Annotated in this window: 28 protein-coding genes and 1 tRNA gene; 15 read left to right on the forward strand and 14 right to left on the reverse strand. The window is 46.2% G+C overall.

Going from position 1 to position 22,997, the window contains the following annotated elements; genetic code table 11:
* Position 1: 1 nt before the first annotated feature.
* The 8 genes from AC5SV9_RS18685 (at position 2) to AC5SV9_RS18720 (ending at position 6,938) form a co-directional block, all read left to right on the forward strand.
* Complete coding sequence (locus tag AC5SV9_RS18685; protein ID WP_134055317.1) at positions 2-298, forward strand: integration host factor subunit alpha; 297 nt, start codon at positions 2-4, stop codon at positions 296-298.
* A 152-nt stretch (positions 299-450) separates the two neighbouring features.
* Entirely contained in the window at positions 451-1,392 is a 942-nt protein-coding gene (locus AC5SV9_RS18690) for a YbgA family protein (protein WP_475149396.1), read from the forward strand.
* A gap of 1 nt (position 1,393) precedes the next feature.
* Positions 1,394-2,818: a deoxyribodipyrimidine photo-lyase gene (gene phrB, locus AC5SV9_RS18695; protein WP_475149399.1), complete on the forward strand. Its 1,425-nt coding sequence runs from the start codon at positions 1,394-1,396 to the stop codon at positions 2,816-2,818.
* Positions 2,808-3,251 (forward strand): nuclear transport factor 2 family protein, encoded by a 444-nt coding sequence (locus AC5SV9_RS18700; protein WP_475149401.1) that lies wholly within the window; start codon positions 2,808-2,810, stop codon positions 3,249-3,251. The genes phrB and AC5SV9_RS18700 overlap by 11 nt, the downstream gene beginning before the upstream one ends.
* 34 nt (positions 3,252-3,285) lie before the next feature.
* On the forward strand, positions 3,286-4,542 hold the full coding sequence (locus AC5SV9_RS18705; protein ID WP_475149404.1) for an NAD(P)/FAD-dependent oxidoreductase: 1,257 nt from the start codon (positions 3,286-3,288) through the stop codon (positions 4,540-4,542).
* Positions 4,542-5,291 (forward strand): DUF1365 domain-containing protein, encoded by a 750-nt coding sequence (locus tag AC5SV9_RS18710; RefSeq protein WP_475149406.1) that lies wholly within the window; start codon positions 4,542-4,544, stop codon positions 5,289-5,291. The genes AC5SV9_RS18705 and AC5SV9_RS18710 overlap by 1 nt, the downstream gene beginning before the upstream one ends.
* The gene (locus tag AC5SV9_RS18715) at positions 5,288-6,535 is read left to right on the forward strand and encodes a class I SAM-dependent methyltransferase (protein ID WP_475149407.1); all 1,248 of its coding nucleotides are present in this window, start codon (positions 5,288-5,290) and stop codon (positions 6,533-6,535) included. The genes AC5SV9_RS18710 and AC5SV9_RS18715 overlap by 4 nt, the downstream gene beginning before the upstream one ends.
* A 214-nt stretch (positions 6,536-6,749) precedes the next feature.
* On the forward strand, positions 6,750-6,938 hold the full coding sequence (locus AC5SV9_RS18720) for a CsbD family protein (protein WP_475149410.1): 189 nt from the start codon (positions 6,750-6,752) through the stop codon (positions 6,936-6,938).
* A gap of 50 nt (positions 6,939-6,988) precedes the next feature.
* On the opposite strand, the gene AC5SV9_RS18725 is transcribed toward AC5SV9_RS18720, so the two are convergent.
* A complete protein-coding gene (locus AC5SV9_RS18725; protein ID WP_475149412.1) occupies positions 6,989-7,822 on the reverse strand; it encodes a CvfB family protein in 834 nt (277 codons plus the stop codon).
* A gap of 133 nt (positions 7,823-7,955) precedes the next feature.
* Between AC5SV9_RS18725 and rlmF the strand changes: the two genes are divergently transcribed.
* Positions 7,956-8,879, forward strand: a complete 924-nt coding sequence (gene rlmF / locus AC5SV9_RS18730; protein ID WP_475149413.1) for a 23S rRNA (adenine(1618)-N(6))-methyltransferase RlmF — start codon at positions 7,956-7,958, stop codon at positions 8,877-8,879.
* Between the two features lie 4 nt (positions 8,880-8,883).
* Here the strand turns inward: rlmF and AC5SV9_RS18735 are convergent, their stop codons facing one another.
* The 3 genes from AC5SV9_RS18735 to AC5SV9_RS18745 all read right to left on the reverse strand — a co-directional run bounded on the left by AC5SV9_RS18735 (position 8,884) and on the right by AC5SV9_RS18745 (position 10,969).
* On the reverse strand, positions 8,884-9,096 hold the full coding sequence (locus tag AC5SV9_RS18735; RefSeq protein ID WP_475149416.1) for a DUF2061 domain-containing protein: 213 nt from the start codon (positions 9,094-9,096) through the stop codon (positions 8,884-8,886).
* A 124-nt stretch (positions 9,097-9,220) separates the two neighbouring features.
* On the reverse strand, positions 9,221-10,738 hold the full coding sequence (locus AC5SV9_RS18740) for a DUF3413 domain-containing protein (RefSeq protein WP_475149418.1): 1,518 nt from the start codon (positions 10,736-10,738) through the stop codon (positions 9,221-9,223).
* A 6-nt stretch (positions 10,739-10,744) separates the two neighbouring features.
* Complete coding sequence (locus AC5SV9_RS18745) at positions 10,745-10,969, reverse strand: YejL family protein (protein ID WP_230819243.1); 225 nt, start codon at positions 10,967-10,969, stop codon at positions 10,745-10,747.
* A gap of 70 nt (positions 10,970-11,039) precedes the next feature.
* Between AC5SV9_RS18745 and yejK the strand changes: the two genes are divergently transcribed.
* On the forward strand, positions 11,040-12,086 hold the full coding sequence (gene yejK / locus AC5SV9_RS18750; protein WP_475149420.1) for a nucleoid-associated protein YejK: 1,047 nt from the start codon (positions 11,040-11,042) through the stop codon (positions 12,084-12,086).
* Here yejK and AC5SV9_RS18755 read toward each other — a convergent pair.
* The 5 genes from AC5SV9_RS18755 to AC5SV9_RS18775 are packed head-to-tail and all read right to left on the reverse strand — an operon-like array spanning position 12,047 to position 14,921.
* A complete protein-coding gene (locus AC5SV9_RS18755) occupies positions 12,047-12,277 on the reverse strand; it encodes a DUF2897 family protein (protein WP_475149423.1) in 231 nt (76 codons plus the stop codon). The genes yejK and AC5SV9_RS18755 overlap by 40 nt on opposite strands.
* Complete coding sequence (locus AC5SV9_RS18760; RefSeq protein WP_475149425.1) at positions 12,255-12,932, reverse strand: M15 family metallopeptidase; 678 nt, start codon at positions 12,930-12,932, stop codon at positions 12,255-12,257. The genes AC5SV9_RS18755 and AC5SV9_RS18760 overlap by 23 nt, the downstream gene beginning before the upstream one ends.
* Positions 12,929-14,068, reverse strand: coding sequence for a succinyl-diaminopimelate desuccinylase (gene dapE / locus AC5SV9_RS18765; protein WP_475149464.1), 1,140 nt, complete (start codon positions 14,066-14,068; stop codon positions 12,929-12,931). Before dapE ends, AC5SV9_RS18760 begins: the two co-directional genes overlap by 4 nt.
* 5 nt (positions 14,069-14,073) lie before the next feature.
* Positions 14,074-14,424 (reverse strand): ArsC family reductase, encoded by a 351-nt coding sequence (locus AC5SV9_RS18770; RefSeq protein WP_475149428.1) that lies wholly within the window; start codon positions 14,422-14,424, stop codon positions 14,074-14,076.
* Positions 14,424-14,921 carry a PTS glucose transporter subunit IIA gene (locus AC5SV9_RS18775; RefSeq protein WP_475149430.1) on the reverse strand — a complete coding sequence of 166 codons (498 nt, stop codon included), beginning with the start codon at positions 14,919-14,921 and terminating at the stop codon, positions 14,424-14,426. Before AC5SV9_RS18775 ends, AC5SV9_RS18770 begins: the two co-directional genes overlap by 1 nt.
* A 565-nt stretch (positions 14,922-15,486) precedes the next feature.
* Between AC5SV9_RS18775 and yfbV the strand changes: the two genes are divergently transcribed.
* Complete coding sequence (gene yfbV, locus AC5SV9_RS18780) at positions 15,487-15,933, forward strand: terminus macrodomain insulation protein YfbV (protein ID WP_331924996.1); 447 nt, start codon at positions 15,487-15,489, stop codon at positions 15,931-15,933.
* A 40-nt stretch (positions 15,934-15,973) separates the two neighbouring features.
* Here the strand turns inward: yfbV and xthA are convergent, their stop codons facing one another.
* Positions 15,974-16,780 carry an exodeoxyribonuclease III gene (gene xthA / locus AC5SV9_RS18785; RefSeq protein ID WP_475149432.1) on the reverse strand — a complete coding sequence of 269 codons (807 nt, stop codon included), beginning with the start codon at positions 16,778-16,780 and terminating at the stop codon, positions 15,974-15,976.
* Positions 16,781-16,898: 118 nt separating this feature from the next.
* Here xthA and AC5SV9_RS18790 point away from each other — a divergent pair, with 118 nt between their 5' ends.
* The gene (locus tag AC5SV9_RS18790; RefSeq protein WP_475149434.1) at positions 16,899-17,597 is read left to right on the forward strand and encodes a M48 family metallopeptidase; all 699 of its coding nucleotides are present in this window, start codon (positions 16,899-16,901) and stop codon (positions 17,595-17,597) included.
* 241 nt (positions 17,598-17,838) lie between these two features.
* Positions 17,839-18,561 carry a deoxyribose-phosphate aldolase gene (deoC, locus tag AC5SV9_RS18795; protein WP_475149436.1) on the forward strand — a complete coding sequence of 241 codons (723 nt, stop codon included), beginning with the start codon at positions 17,839-17,841 and terminating at the stop codon, positions 18,559-18,561.
* 3 nt (positions 18,562-18,564) lie between these two features.
* Here deoC and AC5SV9_RS18800 read toward each other — a convergent pair whose 3' ends face one another.
* Positions 18,565-20,196, reverse strand: a complete 1,632-nt coding sequence (locus tag AC5SV9_RS18800) for a response regulator (protein WP_475149438.1) — start codon at positions 20,194-20,196, stop codon at positions 18,565-18,567.
* Positions 20,197-20,308: 112 nt separating this feature from the next.
* Positions 20,309-20,393: transfer RNA gene (locus AC5SV9_RS18805), tRNA-Tyr, on the reverse strand.
* A 96-nt stretch (positions 20,394-20,489) separates the two neighbouring features.
* Here AC5SV9_RS18805 and AC5SV9_RS18810 point away from each other — a divergent pair.
* The gene (locus tag AC5SV9_RS18810; protein WP_475149440.1) at positions 20,490-20,990 is read left to right on the forward strand and encodes a VC2046/SO_2500 family protein; all 501 of its coding nucleotides are present in this window, start codon (positions 20,490-20,492) and stop codon (positions 20,988-20,990) included.
* 4 nt (positions 20,991-20,994) lie between these two features.
* Here the strand turns inward: AC5SV9_RS18810 and AC5SV9_RS18815 are convergent, their stop codons facing one another.
* Positions 20,995-21,474: a YchJ family protein gene (locus AC5SV9_RS18815; RefSeq protein WP_475149442.1), complete on the reverse strand. Its 480-nt coding sequence runs from the start codon at positions 21,472-21,474 to the stop codon at positions 20,995-20,997.
* 73 nt (positions 21,475-21,547) lie between these two features.
* Positions 21,548-21,991: a hypothetical protein gene (locus AC5SV9_RS18820; protein ID WP_475149445.1), complete on the reverse strand. Its 444-nt coding sequence runs from the start codon at positions 21,989-21,991 to the stop codon at positions 21,548-21,550.
* 165 nt (positions 21,992-22,156) lie between these two features.
* Between AC5SV9_RS18820 and AC5SV9_RS18825 the strand changes: the two genes are divergently transcribed.
* The gene (locus tag AC5SV9_RS18825) at positions 22,157-22,855 is read left to right on the forward strand and encodes a DUF3581 family protein (RefSeq protein WP_475149446.1); all 699 of its coding nucleotides are present in this window, start codon (positions 22,157-22,159) and stop codon (positions 22,853-22,855) included.
* Positions 22,856-22,997: the final 142 nt, after the last annotated feature.

Genomic DNA, 22,997 nt, shown 5'->3' on the forward strand with positions numbered 1-22,997 from the left:
AATGGCGCTTACCAAAGCCGATTTAGCAGAACGTCTGTTTACAAAATTTGGTGTCAGCAAACGCGACGCTAAATTAATAGTGGAAGCTTTTTTTGAAGAGATCCGCGTGGCCCTTGAGGCGGGTGATCAGGTAAAGTTATCCGGCTTTGGCAATTTTGACCTGCGGGTTAAAAATGAGCGCCCAGGGCGTAACCCGAAAACGGGTGAAGATATCCCCATTTCTGCCCGTTGTGTGGTGACTTTCCGGCCGGGACAGAAATTAAAGTCGCGGGTTGAGTTGGGGACAAGCAAGAAATAACCCGTTACAACTCGGTTAATTGGTTTAAAAAACGGTAAGCAGTGCAGACTGCTTGCCGTTTTTTTATGCAAACGGATCTGCGACATAAAATATTTCCGATCCACAGAGCAGTTACAGCTGTAATTAGCGCTAACGAGTAATGGATTTAAATTATGGCAATCAAAATTGGTATCAGTGCCTGTGTATTAGGCGAGAAAGTACGTTACGACGGTGGGCATAAGGCGTCTGCATTTTGCTTGCAACAACTGTTGCCCCTGGTAAGTTATGTTCCGGTCTGCCCGGAAATGGCCATTGGTATGCCGTCGCCACGCCCGGCTATCCGTTTGCAGCTTGATGAAAAGCAGAATGTTCACCTGGTACAAAGTAATGACAACAACATCGACCATACAGAAGCGATGTTGGATTACACTGCAAAGACATTACCGAAGTTTATTGAGCTTAGTGGTTATATCGTATGTGCTAAATCGCCTAGTTGTGGCATGGAACGGGTAAGGTTATTCGATGCTAAAGGCCAGCAACTGGGGAAGTTAGGCGTCGGGCTATATACACACCAATTAATGCAGAAATTCCCCTGGTTACCGATAGAGGAAGACGGCAGGTTATTCGATGCGGATTTAAGAGAAAACTTTATCTGCCGCGTATTCAGTTGTCATGATTATCAGCAGACCATGCAGGATGGGTTCAGCATTGGCAAACTGGTCGCTTTTCACAGCCGCTATAAGTTTTTAGTTATGGCACACAGCCCTACGGCTTATCGCACACTCGGGCGTCTCGTAGCACAAGCGAAGTTGTTTGCACCGGAGGAGTTACGCCAGCGCTACCTGTTGGAGTTGATGCAGGCGCTGAAAAATATCGCTACCCGTAAACAGCACACTAATGTATTGCAGCATCTGCAGGGATTCCTTAAACACAGTCTTAACGCCGATGCCAAGCAGGAACTGACCGAACTTATTCACCGATACCGGCAAGGCTTTGTGCCGTTACTTGCACCGATAACATTATTACAGCACCATCTGAAATTACAGCCGAATAGCTATGTCAGCAGGCAGCGCTATTTTGAACCTTACCCCGAGTCACTGGGGCTGAGGGCCTGATATGCAGAAGCTGAACCTTGTATGGCTGCGCAACGACTTAAGATTGTTGGACAATGCAGTGTTATGCAGTGCACTGCAGCATGCTGAAAAATCCGGGGCTGCAGTCTTGGTGCTTTATGTCGCTACGCCAGAAACCTGGGCTTTGCATGATATGGCTGTGATAAAGCAGGATTTACTGCGTAGGCGCGTGGTACAGCTACAACAGGAATTGACGGAGATTGCGTTGCCAATGCTGACTATCGAAGGTAGCAGTTATCAGCAAGTACCCGAAATATTCCATACTTTGTGCCAGATGTTTGAACTGAATGTTTTTGTACAGACAGAATACGAGTTGCGTGAGCAACAGCGCGATAGTGCTGTTGAGTATCTGGTGCAGCAACACAACGGCCAGTTTATTCGTTTTGACACTCAGTGCATTATGCCGCCGGGCGATATTAGAACGCAGCAAGGTGATATCTATAAAGTTTTCACGCCTTTTAAACGTACGTGGCTGGCAAAATTGCGTGAAGAAGGGGTGCACTGCTACGGCCGTCCAAAGATGATTAATCAACCCAAGCTGGAATTACCGGACTTTCCGCCACTTAAAGACGGAGATGGCAGCTCAGCGGATTGGGATGTTGCTGAGACCAGTGTGCTTGAACTGATGCGGCGCTTTTGCCGCGAAAAAGTGGCCGACTATCATCAGCAACGGGATTTTCCGGCCCAAGACGGTACATCCCGGTTATCGGCATATTTGGCCATTGGCGTGATCTCTGCGTCGCAGTGCGTTGCCAGGCTGCAATTGGAGGCTGGTGAAGCGTGGTCAGAAGATAAAAGCGGAGCCGGTGTGTGGTTGTCTGAGCTTATCTGGCGCGAATTCTATAAGCATATTTTAGTTGCTTACCCGCAGCTGATAAAACATCAGCCATTTCAGCGTGAGACAGCAGATATTCGTTGGCACAACAATAAACAGTTATTTGACGCCTGGTGTAACGGCAATACTGGCTACCCGATTGTCGATGCTGCTATGCGGCAGTTGAACCAGACTGGCTGGATGCATAATCGTCTGAGGATGATAGCTGCCAGCTTTCTGGTTAAAGATTTACATATCGACTGGCGTTGGGGCGAGCGCTATTTCATGTCCAAGCTGATAGACGGTGACTTTGCCGCCAATAATGGTGGCTGGCAGTGGGCCGCTTCTACCGGCACTGATGCAGCGCCCTATTTCCGTATTTTTAACCCGGTAACACAAAGCGAAAAGTTTGATCCAAAAGGCGACTTTATTCGTTTGTATGTACCTGAACTGAGTAAGTTTACAGGTAAGACGATCCATTGGCCGCACGCACAGCCATTGTCGGCGTATCCGAAGCCCATAGTCGATCACGCTGTCGCACGTAAACAGACGCTTGAACTTTTTGCAGAGGTTAAAAAAACGCATGACAACTGATGCAGCACCACGGATTGAACAATTTCTGAAATTTTACAATCAGTTATCCAGCGCTAATTTAGAGCAGCTGGATAAGATTTATCACGTTGACGTCGAGTTTACTGATCCTGTTCATAGCCTGGTAGGGCGCGAAGCCTTGGCGGATTACTTTGACCATGCTTATGCCCGACTGCTGTACAGCGAATTCAGCGCCGGGCAAAAAATAGAGCAGGGTGAACACGGTTTTCTCAGTTGGCGTATGCAAATGCGCCACCCGGCAATTAAGAATGGAGAGCTAGTTAGCTTGGATGGCTGCAGTGTGCTGCGCTGGCAGAATGAACTGATCGTTTACCACCGCGATTATTACGACCTGACCGAGATGGTGTATCAACATTTACCGATAATTGGCTGGCTGACTGGCAAAGTAAAGCAGCGTATGAGTAGCGGTAAGTAAACATAAGCAGATAACTGTATTTTGAAGGAAGAGTATGCGTATAGCTGTTGTTGGTGGTGGTATTTCGGGCATGATGTCCTGGTACTTATTGCAGCAAAAACACGATGTGACCCTGTTTGAGGCGAATGATTATCTTGGGGGGCACACTGCAACGGTACAGGTAAATGTTGCAGGGCAGGACTATGCGATTGACACAGGTTTTATCGTGTTTAATGACTGGACTTATCCAATTTTTAATCGCTTTCTGAACGAATTGGGCGTCGCCTTTCAGCCGACGCAAATGAGTTTTTCGGTAAAAAACAGCGCGCAGAATCTCGAGTACAATGGAAATACCTTAACCAGCCTGTTTGCTCAACGCCGAAATCTGCTTAGGCCATCATTCTGGTTGATGCTCAGTGATATTGTTCGTTTTAACCGGCTCGGCAAGCAATTATTGGCCTCGAACGATGCTGATCTGGATTTGGCTCTGGGAGATTTCCTCGCTAAACATGGGTTTGGTAATGCCATACGCGATAACTACTTGCTACCAATGGGGGCGGCGATCTGGTCTGCGGGCCTGGCTGATATGCCCGCGTTTCCACTGCGCTTTTTCCTGCGTTTTTTTAATAACCACGGTTTGCTGAATATCAGTAACAGACCTCAGTGGTCCGTTATCAGTGGTGGTTCCAAGCGTTATGTCGACGCTTTAATAACAAAGCTTGGCACTGATAAGCTGAAATTAAACCAGCGTATTCGCACCATTTCACGCGATGATAAAGGCGTAATGCTTAGCTTTGACGATGGCCGCACAGAGCATTTTGATAAGCTGGTCATGGCTTGTCACAGCGATCAGGCACTGGCTCTGTTGGGGGAAAGTGCCACGCAGCAAGAGCGGCAAATTCTCGGCGCCATTGCGTACCAACAAAATGATGTGGTGCTGCACACGGATACGCGGTTACTGCCTAAACGCAAAAACGCCTGGGCGGCATGGAACTATAATCTTGATGCCAATGTGAATGACAGGGCAACCCTGACGTATAATATGAACCTACTCCAAGGTATCAGCGCTCCGGTTACATTCTGCGTCACACTGAATAATTCCACTGCCATAGCCAAAGATAAGATTCTCGGCGTATACCGTTATGCGCACCCGGTATATAACCATTGTACACTGGCCGCCCAACAGCGGCGCCATAGCATAAATGGTGAAAACAACACCTATTTCTGTGGTGCATATTGGTATAACGGCTTTCATGAAGATGGCGCCAGAAGTGCGACTGATGTCGCCAACATGCTCGGGGTGTCATTCTGATGCAGTGTGGTCATGCTGTGTATCAGGGCGAGGTGGGGCATTTAAGGCTCACCCCACGCCGCCATGGTTTCAGTTATCCGCTGGCGTTGTACTGGCTTGACTGTAATGAACTCAATAAGGCGTCACTGCAGGATGCAGGCATTCAGTTCGAGCAGTTTGGTGCCCTAAGTTTCCGACGTACTGATTATCTGTCAGGTGCTGATAATCTATATCAGGCAGTCTGCGACAAGATTAACCAGTTAGGCGGTTTAACAAAACCTGACAGAGTATTCGTGCTGACCCCTCTTGCCAACTGGGGGCTATATTTCAGCCCGCTTACACTGTACTACGGCTTTGATGAGCAACAGCAGTTCTGCTGTCTGCTGGCAGAGGTAAGTAACACCCCGTGGAATGAGCGCCATTATTATCTGCAGAACATTGTTCATGGGCAACAGCATTATCAGCATGATAAAGCTTTCCATGTATCACCTTTTCACCCCATTGATATGCAGTATCACTGGCAGATCCCTGTACCTGGTCGGGCATTAAGATGCAGCGTTGCCAATACGCAAGGCGGCCATCAGGTATTTAGTGCCTGGTTCAATTTGCAACGTCATGAATTGACAGCAAAATGGAAACGACAATGGTTGATCCGACAGCCATGGCAAAACGTACAGGTGGTATGGCGGATATATTGGCATGCACTAAAGTTGCTCATAAAAAGAGTACCGGTGCACGCTCACCCTAAAACGAAGGATAATAAATCATGACGATGAGCCTGACGGACGTTTCTCTGTTTGACAACCTGAGCTGGTTCGAACGCCTGTATAGGAAATTTACGCTGAACTTTATCAGTCAGTTAAAGCATGGCGATATCACCCTGGTTGAGGGTAATCAACGTTTACGGCTTGGCGATGAGCAGGCAGCGCTGAAGGTGGTTATCACAGTGCTTGACCCGGCGTTTTATCAAAAAATGGTGGTCGCTGGCTCAGTTGGTGCTGGTGAAGCTTACATTCTGGGCTGGTGGCGCTGTGATGATCTTACTGCGCTGGTGCGTATTTTTGCATTAAACCTGGCTGCGTTGGATAAGCTGGATTCGGCAATCAGCAGGCTTGGGCGCCCGCTGTTGAAGCTGTTGAACTGGCGTAATCGTAACACCAAAACACAGGCTCGGAAAAATATTGCAGCACATTATGATCTGGGAAATGACATGTACCGGCTGTTTCTCGATGACAGTATGATGTATTCAAGTGCTGTGTACCCTGACGACAACGCCGATCTTGCTCAGGCACAACAACATAAACTGAAACTGATTTGTGACAGGCTACAGTTAAAAGCGCATGACCATTTGCTAGAAATAGGCACAGGTTGGGGCGCTATGGCTATTTACGCAGCACAAAACTATGGCTGTAAAGTCACGACAACCACTATTTCAAAGCAGCAATATGATTACGCCACCGACCGAATTAACGCGCTGGGGCTGCAGGATAGGATTACTGTTTTACTCAGCGATTACCGGGATCTTAGCGGTCAGTTTGACAAGCTGGTGTCTATTGAGATGATCGAAGCTGTTGGCGAAGAATATCTTGATACCTATTTTGCTAAATGCAGCAGCTTGTTAAAACCAGAAGGTTTGATGATGCTGCAGGCGATAACAATAGTAGACCAGCGTTACCGTCAATATGTGCGTGAAGTGGATTTTATAAAACGCTATGTGTTTCCGGGGGGCTGCCTGCCCTCCGTTAGCCGAATGTCAGATGCGGTGTGTCGCAATACAGATCTGGTCATGCGCCAGCTGCATGATATCGGCTTCGACTACGCAAAAACGTTGAAACACTGGTGTGATAACTTTATGCAAGCGCGTGATAAGGTGCATCAGCTGGGTTACGACGATAACTTCGTGCGGTTGTGGCATTTTTATCTTTGTTACTGTGAAGGCGGGTTCAGAGAACGCGCAACCAGTGCAGTGCATATGCTGTTGTCCAAGCCGCTGAACCGGGACAATCTGATCTGAAAAAGTTGCAACGGTGCAGGTAAAAGCTACCTGCACTTGCGGCATACTTCGGCTACCTTTTAGCTTTTCTTTTTATTTTTATCATATTTTACAGCAACTTAATTTTTTATAGCTTTTTGGTTCAGTCCTTGCAGTCATTTAGGCAGCTGCAGCGCTGCCTAAACTCAATTGTACCTGGCTGCAGCGAGTATTTAATCAACATTGGAGCAAAGCTATGAATAGTGATATTGCAGAAGGCAAATGGCGCCAGATTAAAGGTTCAGTAAAAGAGAAATGGGGAAAGCTCACTGACGATGATTTACAGGAAGTAAATGGCCGTTTTGAAAAGTTCTGCGGTAAAATGCAAGAACGCTATGGCATGAGCCGCGAAGAAGCTGAAGACGAGTTTAATCGCTTTCGCTGAGTCTACATTTTAATTTAAAAGGGCCAGCAGGCCCTTTTAATGTTTGAGGATCACTGCTTTACCAAAATAATTCCGGCGTCTGAAATGACAATTTTCTTCTCTTTGTACAAGCTGCCAATTGCCTGCTTAAACGCTTTTTTGCTGACGCCGAACTGCGCATAAATAAGCTCAGGTGCGCTTTTGTCTGTTAACGCAAGCTTACCGCCATTTTGCTCCAGTTTCGCCAGCACTTGCGCTGTCAACTCTTGTGCTTGTTTAAACGTCGAAGCGCTCAGACGCAAATCAATTTTGTCATCATCGCGTACTTTGGCAATATAGGCAGGCAGTTTATCGCCTCGGCGCAGAGGTTTAAATACATCACTTTGGTATAACACGCCCCAGTGTTGATGATTAACGACCGCCTTATAGCCAATATCGGTTTGTTCACTGATAATAATATCTACTTTGTCTCCAGGGCGATATTGGGGAACTGTTTTGTGCAGATGCCGGTCCAGCTTGCTGGAGGCGACTATCCGGTTACTGTTATCGACATAACAGTACAGCAAATAGCTTTGTCCTTCTTTGAGCGGAATTTGTTGCTCGCTAAAAGGCACTAACAGGTCCTTCTTCAACCCCCAGTTGACGAAAGCTCCAACCTTAGTTGTAGCTACCACTTTTAACATGGCAACTTCGCCTACCTTAATTTTAGGTCGTTCAGTTGTGGCAATAAGCTGATCTTCCGAGTCAAGGTAAAGAAAAACATCAAGCTGATTGCCAATCTCCAGGCCGGCAGGGGCGACATTATTTGGCAGTAATATTTCTCCCCAGCTTAGTCCATCCAGATAAAAGCCAAACTTCACCTGTTTTTTAACTGCTAAATTGTTGATTTTCCCAAGAGCCAGCATGCGATATCCAAATTTCTGCCCGATAGGGGCTGTGTTAATAGGCGCTATTGTAACGGTTTTTTTGCAGCGTTGCTTAAGATAAGCCAGAACATGATAAACTTTGCGGCATTATTTTTTCCGGGTTAAGTGTGACATGTCTTCCTCTTCTTTGCTGCATCCACGCAACTTACATCACGGTCAATACGACTTCGCCGAATTGACAAAAGTTTTGCCTGATTTACAGCACTTTATCTGCAGTAACAGAACCGGTGGGCAAACAATAAACTTTGGTGATAATGCTGCTGTAGTGGCATTGAATCGGGCGATACTTGCCAGGTATTACAATGTTAAATTTTGGCAGCTACCACAGGGCTATTTGTGCCCGCCGGTGCCGGGCAGGGCTGATTACGTGCACTATATTGCCGACTTACTGGCGCGCAGTTACCCGACGCTGCCGCTGGGTAAGCAAGTTAAGTTATTAGACATTGGCACCGGTGCCAATTTGATTTATCCAATCATTGCCAGTCAGAGTTACGGCTGGCAGGTATACGGCAGTGATATAGACCCTATCGCGGTTAAGGTTGCTAAAACAATTGTTGCCAGTAACCCTTCACTGCAGCCGCTTGTGCACATTGTTCAGCAAACAGATAACACAATTTTCAGCGGTATTATTCAGCGCCAGCAGCAATTTCACCTGACGATGTGTAACCCACCTTTTTACGCCTCGGCGGCTGAAGCGGAGGCGGCGAGCTCGCGTAAGTGGATTAATCTGGGTAAAGGGCAGCAGGGGGCTGTACGTAATTTTGCCGGCCAGCAGCATGAATTATGGTGCGCCGGAGGAGAATTAGCGTTTATCAGCCAGATGATCCGTGAAAGCGCACTGTTTAAACAGCAAGTATGCTGGTTTACGACCCTGGTATCGCAGCAAAAGCATATAAAGCCGCTACGTAAATTGCTTAGTAGTGTCGGTGCAGTGCAAACCGATGTAATCGAAATGCGGCAGGGCCAAAAAGTCAGTCGTGCACTGGCCTGGAGCTTTCTGACTTTATCACAACAGCAGCAGTGGCCGGCTATTTGACAGGTTATGCCTGGTGTGTAAATTCAGCAATATTGGCTGTTGGCTGCGCTTTATTCATTTTTTGCCACAGTTTCTCATGGAAAAAGTAGCCGACAGTATTGACGGACGGCTCAACCACCGCAATTACACCGCCCAAAATAAAGTTACCTGTAATCAGGTAAGTGACCGCGAAGGCAATACTAAAATGCATGATAGCGAAGGTAATGGTTTTACTCATGATGTTTATCCTCAGAACTTTTTAATAGTTAGATGATAAACGTTCTCATTACTGTTTAAAGTGAATTAAAATGGTCAGCTTAATCGGTTTTTGCAATCGTTAAAGCTGGCTATATACCTGGCTATTAATCAATTGGTTGTTCAATGCGCTTTAATGCATCTGTCAGCATTGGTAAATCTAAGCGGTCATTGAGAGGTACTAAAGTACCTGCCGACCAGACGCCATAACTGCCGTCTGCCCGTAAAATAACCATCTTATCTTTTTTAAAACTGATGATTTCACCACCACTGATATTGAGCTTGGGTAAAATGCGCGGATGTAGTAGATTGTCACCCGGCCAGTTCGCTTGTGCCTGACAACCTGCCTGGGCCAGCAGTGTAGGTAGCCAATCCAGATGTTGTGTAACCTGATGTGGTTGTAACTGCCGCAAGGCAGCCCAATTTGACCAAACAGTAGCGGGGGCCAGGCTGAACTGTTTATGGCTGCCGCTTAAACCCAATACGACTATGTTGTCAAATTGGCTGTAGCTTTGCCAATGCTGATATGGGGTATTGTCGAAGACAATGCTGTATTGTGCAGGTGCTGCAACATTAAGCCAGGGCAATTGCGCAACTTCGGTTTCGGCAGAACGGCTTATACTAATGCGTCCCTCAGGCAATTGCGCTAACCATGACGGCGCCGCTTCCAATTGCTGCTGTGCATTCTGCTCTATCAGGAATTTGCCATACAGAAGATTGAGCAAAGCTTCGTCTGGTGCTACAGGAGCAAAATGCTGCTCCAGCGGTCTGAGGCCCGCGCTGGCCAGGTGCTTAACCAGTTCCGGGCTGAAGCCATCAGTGACCAGCAGTAGAGTAGAATGACTGTCTGAAGTTTCCTGACATACCATGTTGTGCTGATGACTGAAGTGTTGTGGTAAGCTCAGCTTATCGAGCTGTATCTGGTTTTGTTTATTCAGGTCAATCAGCTGATAACGGGCGAGAAAGGTTTTTGCAGTTGCAGGGTAAGATAGCGGCAGCACATTGTCCTGACGGGTAACATCGTATTTTACGTTGGCATCAGCATAAATATGCAGTAAATGGCTTAACATGAAGCTGCCAATAAACAGTGTAAATAATGGTGTCGCTATCGCAGATTTTTTCAGCCGTTCTATTTTTTTCCAGCAAAAGTTGCTTAGAGTCAGCTCCACTGCCAATAAAAGGGCAGCAACAGTAACAACAATTAATACGAAATTGCGCAAGTTAGTGACAATTTGTTGCCGTAACAGTTCTGCAGCCTGGTCTAACGATGCGCTGCCAACGTGGTAACCCAGGTTGGCATAAACATAAGCATCAAAAATAAGTACTATAAGGGCAACGGTAGCCAGTATTGCGGCTAAGCCCCGTACATGGCGCTGATAGGGAAATACTAACGATATCGGAAATATCGTTAGAATAAAAAACATAAAACACAAAAATGCTGTATGACCTATCCAGTTCAGTGGCAGATACAGCCAGCCCATTATTGAAACAGGCAAGGGTTCAGCCAGCCAGTAAACTGAAGTTACTGCCAGTGCCAGCAAAATATTGAAGAAGCTAAACCAGTGGCCCCAGTTCAGTAGCCGGTTGACCTTTTTTACCAGTGACAGGTTGTTTTCCAGCACCATAAGTGATTAGTTTGCCTTATCAACAACAGTGTCAGCCAATGCCTGACTAAAATGGCTGACAACGGCGGCACGCTGGTTCTGCGGTACACTGCTGTTAACAACATGGCTGATGGCGTTACCTAAACACATCAGGCTCAGTTCTGTGGTGGCTTTTTCAGCATGCAACACATCCAGCAGCTGATTTACCAGCTTTTCAATTTGTGCAGTGGAATACTTTGATACAATTGGCATGAATTATCCGCAGGTCACGTGAATTAAACAGTTAGAATAGTACCAGAATTCATTTTAAACAGGAAAAGTTATGTCAGTAGATGTGCAGCAGTTGGCGATAAATTATCTGGAACTGGATGAGCAGGCGCAAAGTAAAGCGCATTACAGGCCGTCACTAGTGACGCCTACTTCAGCCGTAGCACACCTGGTCGAGCAGCTGCACCTGGCGTACAACGGTAAACCGGCTAAAGGCTACGCAGCTTTCAACCCGGAAAAAGATCAACAGGTTGTGACTGTACTGCAGGATTGGCAAAAGCAAAACAGTGATTTTAATGTCCTGGCAAACACTGCTACTGCGGCATTAGAGCAGCAACTGCAAGCGCATCAGCTACCCGAAAGTGGTTATTTGCTAGTGTGTCACTATCGCTATCTGACCAGTGATTATCTGATGATTTGCCTGCTGGGCAGTAAGGACCATTTTTCACTGACTGATGAGCTGGAACTGGCAACTTCGCGTCATCTGGATATTGCCCGGATGCAACTGGCCGCGCGGATTGATTTAACTGAATATTTAAGTTCGCCGGAACAGGGGAAATACATCAGCTTTATCCGTGGCCGGGCAGGGCGTAAAGTGGCGGACTTTTTCCTCGACTTTCTCGGTTGTGAAGAGGGCACTGATGCCAAAGCTAACAGTAAGGTGGTGCTGGCCTCTGTTGAGGAATATTTTGCGGCAGCAGAGTTTGATAGCGGCGAGAAAAATGATGCACGTAAGCAGGTGTACAGTTACTGTGAGGAGAGGGCCAAAGCAGGACAGGACGTTGTACTGACAGAGTTGTCCGCTGTGATAGATGATCAGGAACAACAGGGCTTTTTACGTTATTGCCAGGAACAGCAGTTACAAGTGGCTGAGCAATTTCCGGTAGAAGTAAAAGAGCTAAAAAAACTGATTAAATTTAGTGGGCAGGGCGCTGGCTTATCAATTAGTTTTGAACAGAAACTGCTGGGCGACCGTGTTCAATATGATCCACACAGCGATACCATTCTGATTAAAGGCACACCGCCTAATTTGCGCGACCAGTTACAGCGTTTTCTTCAGGGTTATTCTGCTTTTGACCGCGCAGGTAATGAGTCGGAGTGAGTGCGGCTGTCCTTAACACTGTCTGTTAAATCCAGCTTGGCACTTTTGCCTGAAAGTTGCTTGAAAGGTGATATCTGCAATCTGGCAGTATGCTTAAGGAGCATGATATTGCCGACAACGACGGCAAAAGCAAGCGAAAGCGCGATTATCAGCGGCCAGTTCATGGGTTTACCTGCAGATATTCGTAACATAGCGGGCAAATATCGTATCAAGGTGTTCAAGCACCAGTTCCTGCTCTGTCAGGGGGTGTAGTGTGATGCACTGACGCAATGTCAATGCTGAAAAGTGCGTCAGATATTGCTCAGCGACAGGCCTATGGCTAAGGTGCCATGGCTCTGCAGCAACACCTCCCTGATAAACCTGATAAGGCTGAAAAAAGCCAAAGCCAGCAGCGTGTTTTTGCAACCATTGTTGCATGGCCCAAAATGGGCCTGTCGCGCTGTATTCTTCTGGCAGCAGTCGTGGTTTGTAATCGTCTGGTACTGCCGCAGCATCATATATGTCGACCTCTGTGCCCCAATGATGACGGCTGGCACCAGGCAACGCTGAATACAATAAGACGGCGTCGAGTTTCGCCATACCGGCTAACTTCGTCACGTCCACAGCCTTACCGGCTTGGTCAAATACGGTCCTGGCTCCTGTTATTTTAGCTTGCCAGATAGCGGCCTGGCGCTGATAAGAACGAAAAGACGACGCTATTCTGATATCAATACCTGACGTTTTTGCGGCCTCACATAATGCAGTAAAAGGTGAAACGGTGGCAGTATGTAAACTAAAACCATCCTGATACTGCACAATATGCTGCTCTGTAAGACCTGTCAGGATATCGATGTCTGTTGTATTCATAGGCTCAGGTGTAACTGTTCCAGCACGGCTTCATACATTTTAGCCAGTTGCTCGAGATCCGTAACTGAGACACACTCATTCACTTTATGGATAGTGGCATTACACGGACCAAGCTCTATCACCTGAGCACCTGTTGGTGCAATAAAGCGGCCATCTGACGTGCCACCACTTGTTTCAAGCCGCGGCTCAAAGCCCTGCACCTTTTTTATCGCCTCAACAGTGGCCGCGACCAGGCTGCCGCTGTCGGTCAGAAATGGCAGGCCGTTTAATGTCCAGTCCAGCTCATAATTAAGGCCATGACGGTCCAGCAATGCAATGACGCGTTGTTGCAAGCTCTCAGCCGTGCTTTCGGTACTGTAGCGAAAATTAAACATAACATTTAACTCGCCCGGTATTACATTCGATGCGCCGGTGCCAGCATGAATATTCGCTATCTGAAAGCTGGTGGCCGGGAAATAAGCATTCCCCTTATCCCACTGTTCAGCAGCAAGCTCTGTTAAAGCTGCAGCGGCTTTATGAACAGGGTTATCTGCTAATTGAGGGTAGGCGACATGTCCCTGGATGCCTTTTACGACCAGGTTGCCGGTTAAAGAACCGCGGCGGCCATTCTTCACGACATCGCCGGCTTTGTGGCTACTGGAGGGTTCGCCTACAATGCACCAGCTTATTTTTTCCTGCCGCTGTTCCAGCGTTTCGATGACACGTTTTGTACCGTTAATAAAAGGGCCTTCCTCATCACTGGTGATAAGGTAGGCCAGATCAAACCTGGGCTCAGGGTAATGATGTAAAAAACGCTCCGTTGCAACAACCATCGCTGCAAGACTGCCTTTCATATCAGCCGCACCACGACCATACAGAGTATCGCCGATAATAGTGGGCTCAAAAGGTGGGGTGTGCCACTGTCCAGCCGGACCGGTTGGCACGACATCGGTGTGCCCGGCGAAACAAAATACCGGTTTGCCGCTACCGCGACGGGCCCACATATTCAGGGTATCTTCAAAATGCATGACTTCTACATTAAAACCGATGGCGGCTAAACGTGCAGCCATTACTTGCTGACAGCCTGCGTCCTCTGGTGTAACCGAAGGGCGGGCGATCAAATCCATCGTCAGTGCAATAACTTCATTGGATGCCATCATCGTTATAGTCCGAAAATTTGTTGGTATTGCTCAGCTTTAAACCCCAGAATATACCGGTTATTGTGCACCAGTAACGGGCGTTTGATCATTGCTGGCTGGGCCAACATCAATTTCAACGCTTTATCTTCAGTTAAATCTGTTTTGTCAGCATCATCAAGTTGACGATAGGTTGTGCCTCTGGTGTTGAGCAGATTTTGCCAGCCACATTGAGCAGAGAAGTTTGCAAGTTGCGCTTGTGTAAGGCCATCAGCGCGGTAGTCTACAAACTGATAGGCGATTTGATGTTGTTCAAGCCAGCTTTTGGCTTTTTTAATTGTGTCACAGTTCTTAATACCATATAGAGTTGTCATCATTATTTGTTCTTCATTTGTAGAGTGAATACAGCGTCCTGACCTGCTGCCACAGAGCGCTCAGTACTGAACACTGCTGATATAGCCGGATGTGGTAGTACCATTAATACCACCAAATACCCCATGTCAGCCTGAAGTAATTTGGGATCAAGCCTGAGCACTGGCTGCCCGGCTATAACCTGATCACCATCATGAACCAAGGGTTTTATCACTTCACCATGCTTCAGACTGTTGTCTTCGGGCAGATCAAGTTGCAGGGTTAAGCCGCTTTTATGCCGGAAGTTTAATCTTCGGCCGCCAAGCAGGCTGCGATCATAAATACCCGCAAAGGGTGCTATCAGGGTGTCATGCCGCAGTTTAATGCATAACGCCTGGGGTAATACAGTGGTGTTATAAAGCGGATCGGTATGCGCATGTAAAGGTAGTATCATACCAGATGCCGGGCTGTTAACAGCTAACCCCGGCATTTTAGCATTGTATTGTTCTTGCCAATTTATCAACAAACGCTCCGGCTCTAAGTACTTCAGCAGTATTAATTCAGCATAATTCGGTGATTACGGATTATGAGTATGCCGTGCAGCGTGCACTACTGCAACTGAACGAATACATCGAAAAAATGAAATATGACATTTCAACGGTTTTTGCATGAATATTTAATGAAGTCTTTTTTTTGCAGGGTAGTTTATAGCGTTAAGTTTGTAGTTCTGTTGAGTTATATGGGACTTTGTTGTCCACAGATTTTGTGGATAACTTTGTGTGTAACGTTGTTTAAGTCGGTTAAGTTAATGAATTTATTTAGATAAGTAAGTTGGCATATTTTTTGTTAGTTTGAACTTAGCCTAAAGCTGCTATGAAGTAAGGCAAAATGCCAGTTTGAGTTTTGATAACCAATGTAAGCGCTGGTAAAAAGCAGTTTCCTTGGCATAAGCCAGCCGCAAATCGTTGATCAAAATTATTGTTTTGGCTGGTAGCTTGCAGCCAATCTGGCCTGCCTATTAGCTGAGGCAGGTAAAGGTTGCGGATTTATGCTATCGTTCAAATGTGAACCTACTTCAGGAGCAAGCAATGCAGTATCCGCTATATAGTACGCTGCGCGAGGGCAGAGAATATAGTAAGCAGTGGCCGGCCAAAGCTGAATTGAATAGTTTATTTATTGAAAATAAAGTTATTTTGCTAACTTCAATCGCCGGACGTTTTTTACCTTTGCTGGCGATAGTGTGTGCAGTCATTCAGTATTTTTATCTCGGAAAGGCGTTTCTTCCTCAGATACTTGCGATGATGTTATTCGTAGCTGCGCTGCCTTTACAAGGTTGGTATTGGTTAGGTGTTCGTGCAGCAACACCTTTGCCACCTTCTATTGCCGGCTGGTATTTACAGATCAGGCAGAAAATGCAGCAGCAGGGCATAAGCATGGCGCCGGTAAAGCAGCCTGGCCGCTACAAAGATCTGGCCATACTGCTGCAGCAAGCTTATCAGCAGTTGGACAGAGCTTTTGTCAGACAATGGTTTTAATGTTTAGGCTTGCAGCGTTGCGATGCTAAACAAATTCAAATTAATTAAATACCGACCATACAGGTGCGTGGTCTGATGGGCGCTCTATGGCTCGGATTTCATAATCGATACCACATTCAGTGCAGCGCTTAGCGAGTGGGGCAGTAGCCATGATAACGTCAATGCGCAGGCCTCTGTTGTCGTCGAAACCTTTTGAGCGGTAGTCAAACCAGCTGTATTGTGCTGTGGTGTCCGGGTTGAGCTCTCTGAACGTGTCGAGCAGTCCCCAGTCTTTTAGCTGAGCTAACCAAGCCCGTTCTTCTGGCAGGAAGGATGTTTTTCCTTCGCGTAACCAACGTTTGGCATTCGCCTCACCAATACCGATATCCAGATCTACAGGAGAAATATTGATATCGCCAATAACCGCGATATGCTCATCTGGCGTATGATGCGTAGTCAAATACTGCTGTAAATCTGCGTAGAATTTTGTCTTGGCCGGAAACTTAACAGGATGATTGCGGTTTTCTCCCTGCGGGAAGTAGCCATTAAGTACAGTAAGAGGCGTGCCGTCTGGCATGCTGAAACGGCCAATTAGCATTCGGCGCTGAGCGTCGGGCTCATCTGTTGGAAAGCCATACTGCATATGCTCAGCGGGGGCTTTGCTTAATATTGCTACACCATAATGGCCCTTTTGCCCAAAATAATATACGTGATAGCCCATTGCCTCCACATCTGATAACGGAAACTCATCATCATGCACTTTTATTTCCTGCAAACCCACAATATCTGGTTGATGTTTGTCCAGAAGTGCTTTTAGTTGATGCAGCCTTGCGCGTATGCCATTAATATTAAAGGAAATTATTTTCATATCGTGATGCCCTTATTGTCTTGATTCTGGCAAGTGGGGCGATGATAACACTTTCACGGCTGGTGTGGCACAATGTTGCCATGTTGTATGTATGAAATATCAGGCTGTGGAGATTTAGTTGGCAGCATTACAGTTAGCGCTGGGCGAATTAAGTTACCTGCTTAATTACAGCAGTAAAAGACGAAGCGTGGCATTACAAATCGCTGATGGGAAATTAACGGTAAGAGCTCCGGTAGGCGTGAGTGTTGCTGAAGTTAATGCTTTAATTGCCAGCAAGCAGGCCTGGATTTCAAAACACCTTAGCCAGACACAGCTGCGACATTCTCCGGGTTGGCTGGAACAAGGTTGTGTTCCTTTACTTGATCAACTCCTGCCGTTGCAGGTGCAAAGTGCTTTGACTACTGGCGTCATGCAGTCTGGTGGTGCAGTAATTGTATCACTGTCAAAACGGGCTAAACCGACCGACGCCAAATTGCGTCAGCTATTGACTGACTGGTATAAACAGCAGGCCAGCGCTTGGTTTACTGAGCGTGTTACATTCTGGCAGCGGGAGATGAATTTAACGTCAACCGCACTTACCATCGGTAATTGGAAAACGAAATGGGGATACTGTAAAAGCAATGCAGAGCTGGGGTTTAACTGGCGCTTAATGATGGCACCCGAATGGGTAGCAGACTATGTTGTTGTGCACGAACTTGCCCATTTGCGCCACCTTAACCATTCTGTGCACTTCTGGCAACTGGTGCGGCAATATTACCCGCGACATAGCGATGCCAAGCTATGGTTGAAGCAACATCAGTACCGGCTTGAGCTGTAAAAAAAGCGCCGGCTCGAAAGCCGGCGTAAATACTAGGACATCGAAACAGGAGAGAAATGGTACTACATAACAACTACTGTAAGATGAGACTGTGGCCGTTCAAATTAATTCAAAATATTTTTAGTATTTTTTGCCGCTGCTTTGCATTTGCATTAGCCGCTGATTTAAGCTTGCCAACTCTGGCGATGCCTGAGCCAGGTAAGGCACTGCTTCGGAATAACCAATATTGGAATTAAAATTAATGACTAATCTTTTACGCCTGCAGCAATTAGCCAAGCTGATGGATGTCACCAGATTACAGGATGACGAAACAAATGCCTCTTTTGACAGTTGGACAGCGTCATTACCTGCTATATCTGCTGCAGCTTATTGCGTTTACCCTCAGTATTTGATGTCACTGCTAAACTGGCCGGCACGTCAGAAGCAATCAGCTATTGCAACTGTGGTTAATTTTCCTACAGGTGACTTACCTGAAGAGCAGGTTTGCCAGCAGATCCAACAGGCGTTGTCGGCGGGGGCCACAGAAATCGATTGTGTGCTGCCATATAAAATGTTGCAGCGCGGAGAATATGACGCAGTAAGAAGCTTTCTGCAAAGTGTCCGTAAAGCCTGTGTTGATAGGTGTTTGAAAATTATTATTGAGTCTGGTGAACTGACAACAGCACAACAAATAACAGTAGCCAGTGAACTTGTAATTGATGCTGGCGCTGACTTTATTAAAACATCTACCGGTAAAGTGCCGATAGGTGTTACTGAGGAAGCCACTCGCCTCATTCTGACGGTGATAGCCGCAGCAAAACGTGAAGTGGGCTTTAAGGCTTCTGGTGGTGTGCGCACGGTAGAGCAAGCTCTGAAAATTGTAGAATTATATGAAGAACTGACAGGGAAAATAGCGCTTAGCAGTGGGTTGCGTATTGGTGCCAGTGCTTTGGTGTATGAACTGGCAGATCGGCTCGCTGAGTAGCCTTCAGCGCCGCATTTCGTCCCGCAGCTTATCAAACTGTTGTAGCAGTTCTTTGTAGCGTACGCGGTGATGTTCTGGTAATGGCATGTTATCCACAACGCGGAAGGTCTTTTTACACCGGTCAAACAGTTCAGATGACTTACGCTTGTGTTGACTGTTCAGTAACTGAATCGAAGCTTGGATCAGGTTCAACGCACTGCCAGTGTTCATTGGTGCAAGCTCCAGTGCGGCTTCAAACTGTGTTACGGCTGCATTAAAGTTACCTTCCTTATAGCTTTTTATGCCGGCTTTATTCAGTTCGCCGAACTGCTGCTGCTTTTTATCAACGAAAAGTTGCTGATCACTGAATAACGTTTTCAGCAATGGGTTTTGCATTAATTCAGCAGGTACCAGTTGTGTCAGGCTTTGGGCCTGCTCAAACTCACCAATTTGATTTAATAAAAATATTGCGTCAGGCAATACCTGATGTTGTTCAGACAGCTGGTCGGCAACTGCGGCATAAGTTTTCTTCGCTTGATACTGAGCGCCGTTGAGCGATTCCAGTCTGGCCTGGCATAAGGCTTCAAATAAACCAAAATCGATTTCGCGCGTCATGCCATCATCACGCTTCACGCGCTGTAATGCGAGCGAAACTTCCTGTAGATAGCGGTTACGTTGGTTTTGATCATCCGCGCGTACTGCGGCATCAATAACAGTGCGGATATAGTTTAGAAGATGTACGATATCTTGCTTAATTGAACGTCGGGTGATCTCATATAGTTGCTTGCTGGCTTGAACCTGCAGCGGCACATTATTAAGTTTGCGTGCAATCTCAATGAGCAAGTACTGTCGTGACATGCTGTAAGGCGCTATTTCAGCAGCAGTCTGGATGCTACTAAACGCTTGCTCCTGATCTCCGGTAGCCTGATAAGTCATGGCTTGTATATCGTAGGCTTCTGCAAAATAGCGATTACTTTCGATTGCTTCCTGGCATAACGCCAAACTTTCATCAAAACGTTGTAATTCGAAACATAATTTCGCCTGTAGCAACAATGCCCAACCGCTGCGATGCTGATTAAGGCTATTTTGCAGGATCAACTCCGCTTCTTCGTAACGATGCAACACCAGCAAGTTCTCGACCATAACTCTTTTACAAAACTGCTGATAGCGGCTTTCGCTTGCTATTGCCTGCTGACATAACTCAATTGCCCGTTCGGGCTGGTCATCGAACAATGCCTGGTACAGTGCTGACAATTGGGATTTCTTTCGTTGTATACGCTGAATGCGGCTACGCAATACGTTCTGCGAAAAGGGTTTGACCAGGTAGTCATCTGGCTCGAGTTCGACAGCACTCATAACCATAGGAACTTTATTTTCGCCAGTGACCAGCATAAAGATACTGTGAGGTGCCAGTAGTTTTTTTTCTCTCAGGTCCTCAAGCAGCTGTTTACCGTTTTTTCCCACACCTAAGTGATAATCAACGAAGAGTACGTCGTAACTGACTGTGGCACACTTTGCTAATGCCTGTTCTCCTGTTGGCGAAAAGGCGACGTTTGTCGCTCCCATTTGATATAAAATACCTTTAAACATCAATTGGAAAGCCCGTTGATCGTCAACAATTAGAACACGTTGATTCTCAAGCGTTTTGTTATCCATCAATACCACATTAATTCATTAGCAATTTGTGACTAAGTGTCGGAAATAACTGACAGATAAGCAAGATAATATTAATAGGCTTGTGCTGCAAAAGTTTCAGCAAAGAGAGAGATGGTGGAGGGGGAAGGATTCGAACCTTCGAAGGCAGTGCCGGCAGATTTACAGTCTGATCCCTTTGGCCACTCGGGAACCCCTCCACGAGTGGACGGCATATTATCAAACTGACTTTTGATGTAAAGCCATTTGCTAAACTTTTTTGTCTGACTGCCGATAATTCAGTCAGACCGGGATTTATGAAGCACTTAAACTACTTGTCCAGAATGATTATTAACGAATGGCAGCTCAATTCTAAACTTAATAATGCGCTTCAGCACGCGCAGCGGGCTGATTTCGCTCTTTATCTGGCGTTATTGTCACCAGCGGTTGAAGAGTCTGCCGAGTTTCTTACACCTGATGCTATATCAGAGACAAAAGTGGGCGATGATCTGTGTAACAGATTTGGAGTTCGCCCGGCACGAAGTTTTGCTATGGAAGAAGGCGATATCGTGGTGCTCAGTCAACATACTAAAGCCTTGCAGAAAGGCGGTATGGCAGGCTTAAAGTTAGCAATGAGTATGAATACCGCGCCATTGCTACAGCATGACGATAAAAAAAGGCTGAGCAACGATATCGTTCAAGCGCTGAGCTTGCACAGTCAAAGACGGCTTTTGCAGCCGGAATTGACAAAACCGCAAGCTAATCCTGCCGCTATGTATGAAATATTGCAGCAGTTACATGCTGGAGAAGCAGCTTAGTTTATTAAATTTGACTACCTGAGATTAAATGTTGCCGGCATTGTTTAAATTTCTTCCCACTATTGCAGGGGCACTGCTCATTTCGCTGTATTTTCCATGGGGTTTGCTCGATTAATATGCCATTGAGGTAATACCATCTATCTTCGAGCACAAAACGTGAGCGTTCCCGAAATTGATGCAGTTGATTATGCTGCATATATTTAACCGTAAACTCGACAAAGCCCTCTTTTGCGCTTTGCTCTGCACTGTGTACCTCTAATGTAATAAAATGGCTGTCATGTGCAAAAGAGGCCAGAGCCGCGACAGGATTCTCTTGCCGCACTGAAGGATGATAAGTTTGATATATGTAATCAACGGCCTTATGACAGTATGCGCTATACCTGGAACGCATCAGTTGCTCGCAATAGCGCACCTGCATCTGTCCACTAATAAAAGCGTGGCAACATAAGTCAAAAGGCTTAGCTGAGCCACAATAACATTGCATAACGATAGCTCTGATAAATCGATGCTGAAATTCTACCGTATGTAATCCCTGTTGTCCTGTTACGAACACGCGGCTAGTGCTTAAATACCTCTTTCGCGACAAGCTCACTCTGATAGAACCAAATATTATTCTCCACAGCAAGTTTCCGGCATTGTTCTAATTGTTGTGAGCCTAAAGGCTGACCAAAGTTGATAACTACTTTGCAGCTGGCAGAAGTAAGGGCCTGAGTTAAAGTCGCTGCCAAATCGCTAATTTGTTTCTGATGCACAACCAGAACATTGTGCAAGGATAATTGATAGCTCTCCGCCCACTCTTTATCTGGCAGACTGGAAGGTGCAACAAGAAGTATCCATCCATCCTGACTTTGATGTTGTTTAATTAACTGTAAAAGGCTTTGCCGGGGCGCGATGTCACTAATATCTGCGCCGATGCCCGCATTAACGAGAGTTTGTAATACGCAACTATCGTTATAAGTAGTCGATTGAAATAATGGACGACGCATCACATTGTTATACATACAACCCTCTAGTGTTTATTTATACAGTGTATGAATATACAGTATTTGTGTGTTGGATAAAAAGCAAGCATTTTTTGCAATTATTATCGATAGACTGGCTGGACCATTAGTAAGGCAAATTTAGGTAGAATGGCCGCCAAAACGCCAGTAATAGATGGGTAATGGATGTTATTAGAACAGTATGTGCAGCAAGACGGTGAGTATTTTAGCTTCACTCGCCAGCAGGCAAGTGGCTTTGCCAAACAAGTCGCTTCTGACTTTAATCCTATACATGATGAAGACGCGAAGCGGTTTTGTGTGCCGGGGGATTTGCTTTTTTCGTATTTGCTAACACGGTATGGTGTTTCACAGCACCTTAGCTGCCAGTTTGCCGGTATGGTTGGTGCAGATATAGCACTACATTGTGCTGAGGAGCCCGAAGGCATTACTATTCTTGATGATCAGAACAAAAAGTATCTGTCGTTGCAGCGTAGTGGGCCATCTCAGAACGACCTTAACGTCATAGAACCGCTGATAAAGGATTATGTCAGGTTTTCTGGTCAGAACTTTCCTCATATATTGCAGCCACTAATGCAGCGGCATAATGTAATGATCAACGCTCAACGCCCGCTGGTGATATATGAAAGCATGGCATTGGAATTTGAACTGTTACCATCGCAGAAAGTGGATTTAAGTCTGACAGCATCATCATTGTCAGTTGAGGGAAAAAGGGGCAATGCGCTTTTGCAGTTTTCACTAAAAGAGGATGGCAAGTTGATAGGCGTTGGCGAGAAGCGGATGATTTTGAGCAATTTGGTTCCTTACGATGACATGCAAATGACTCAAATGGTGCTGGAGTACAACCATCGTAAAGCTATGGCTTGATAAATCTTTAAGGAAGTACGGAGGGGCGCTTACTTTATAAGCAATCGATATGCTTTTTGCACTTTAGGTGTTGCACGTGTTTAAAAACGCCCTATAATGCGCGCCATGCCACGGGGTGCTGCGAAAACAGAGTCTCCGGGTA

Source organism: Rheinheimera sp. ATLC3 (genome assembly GCF_059429535.1).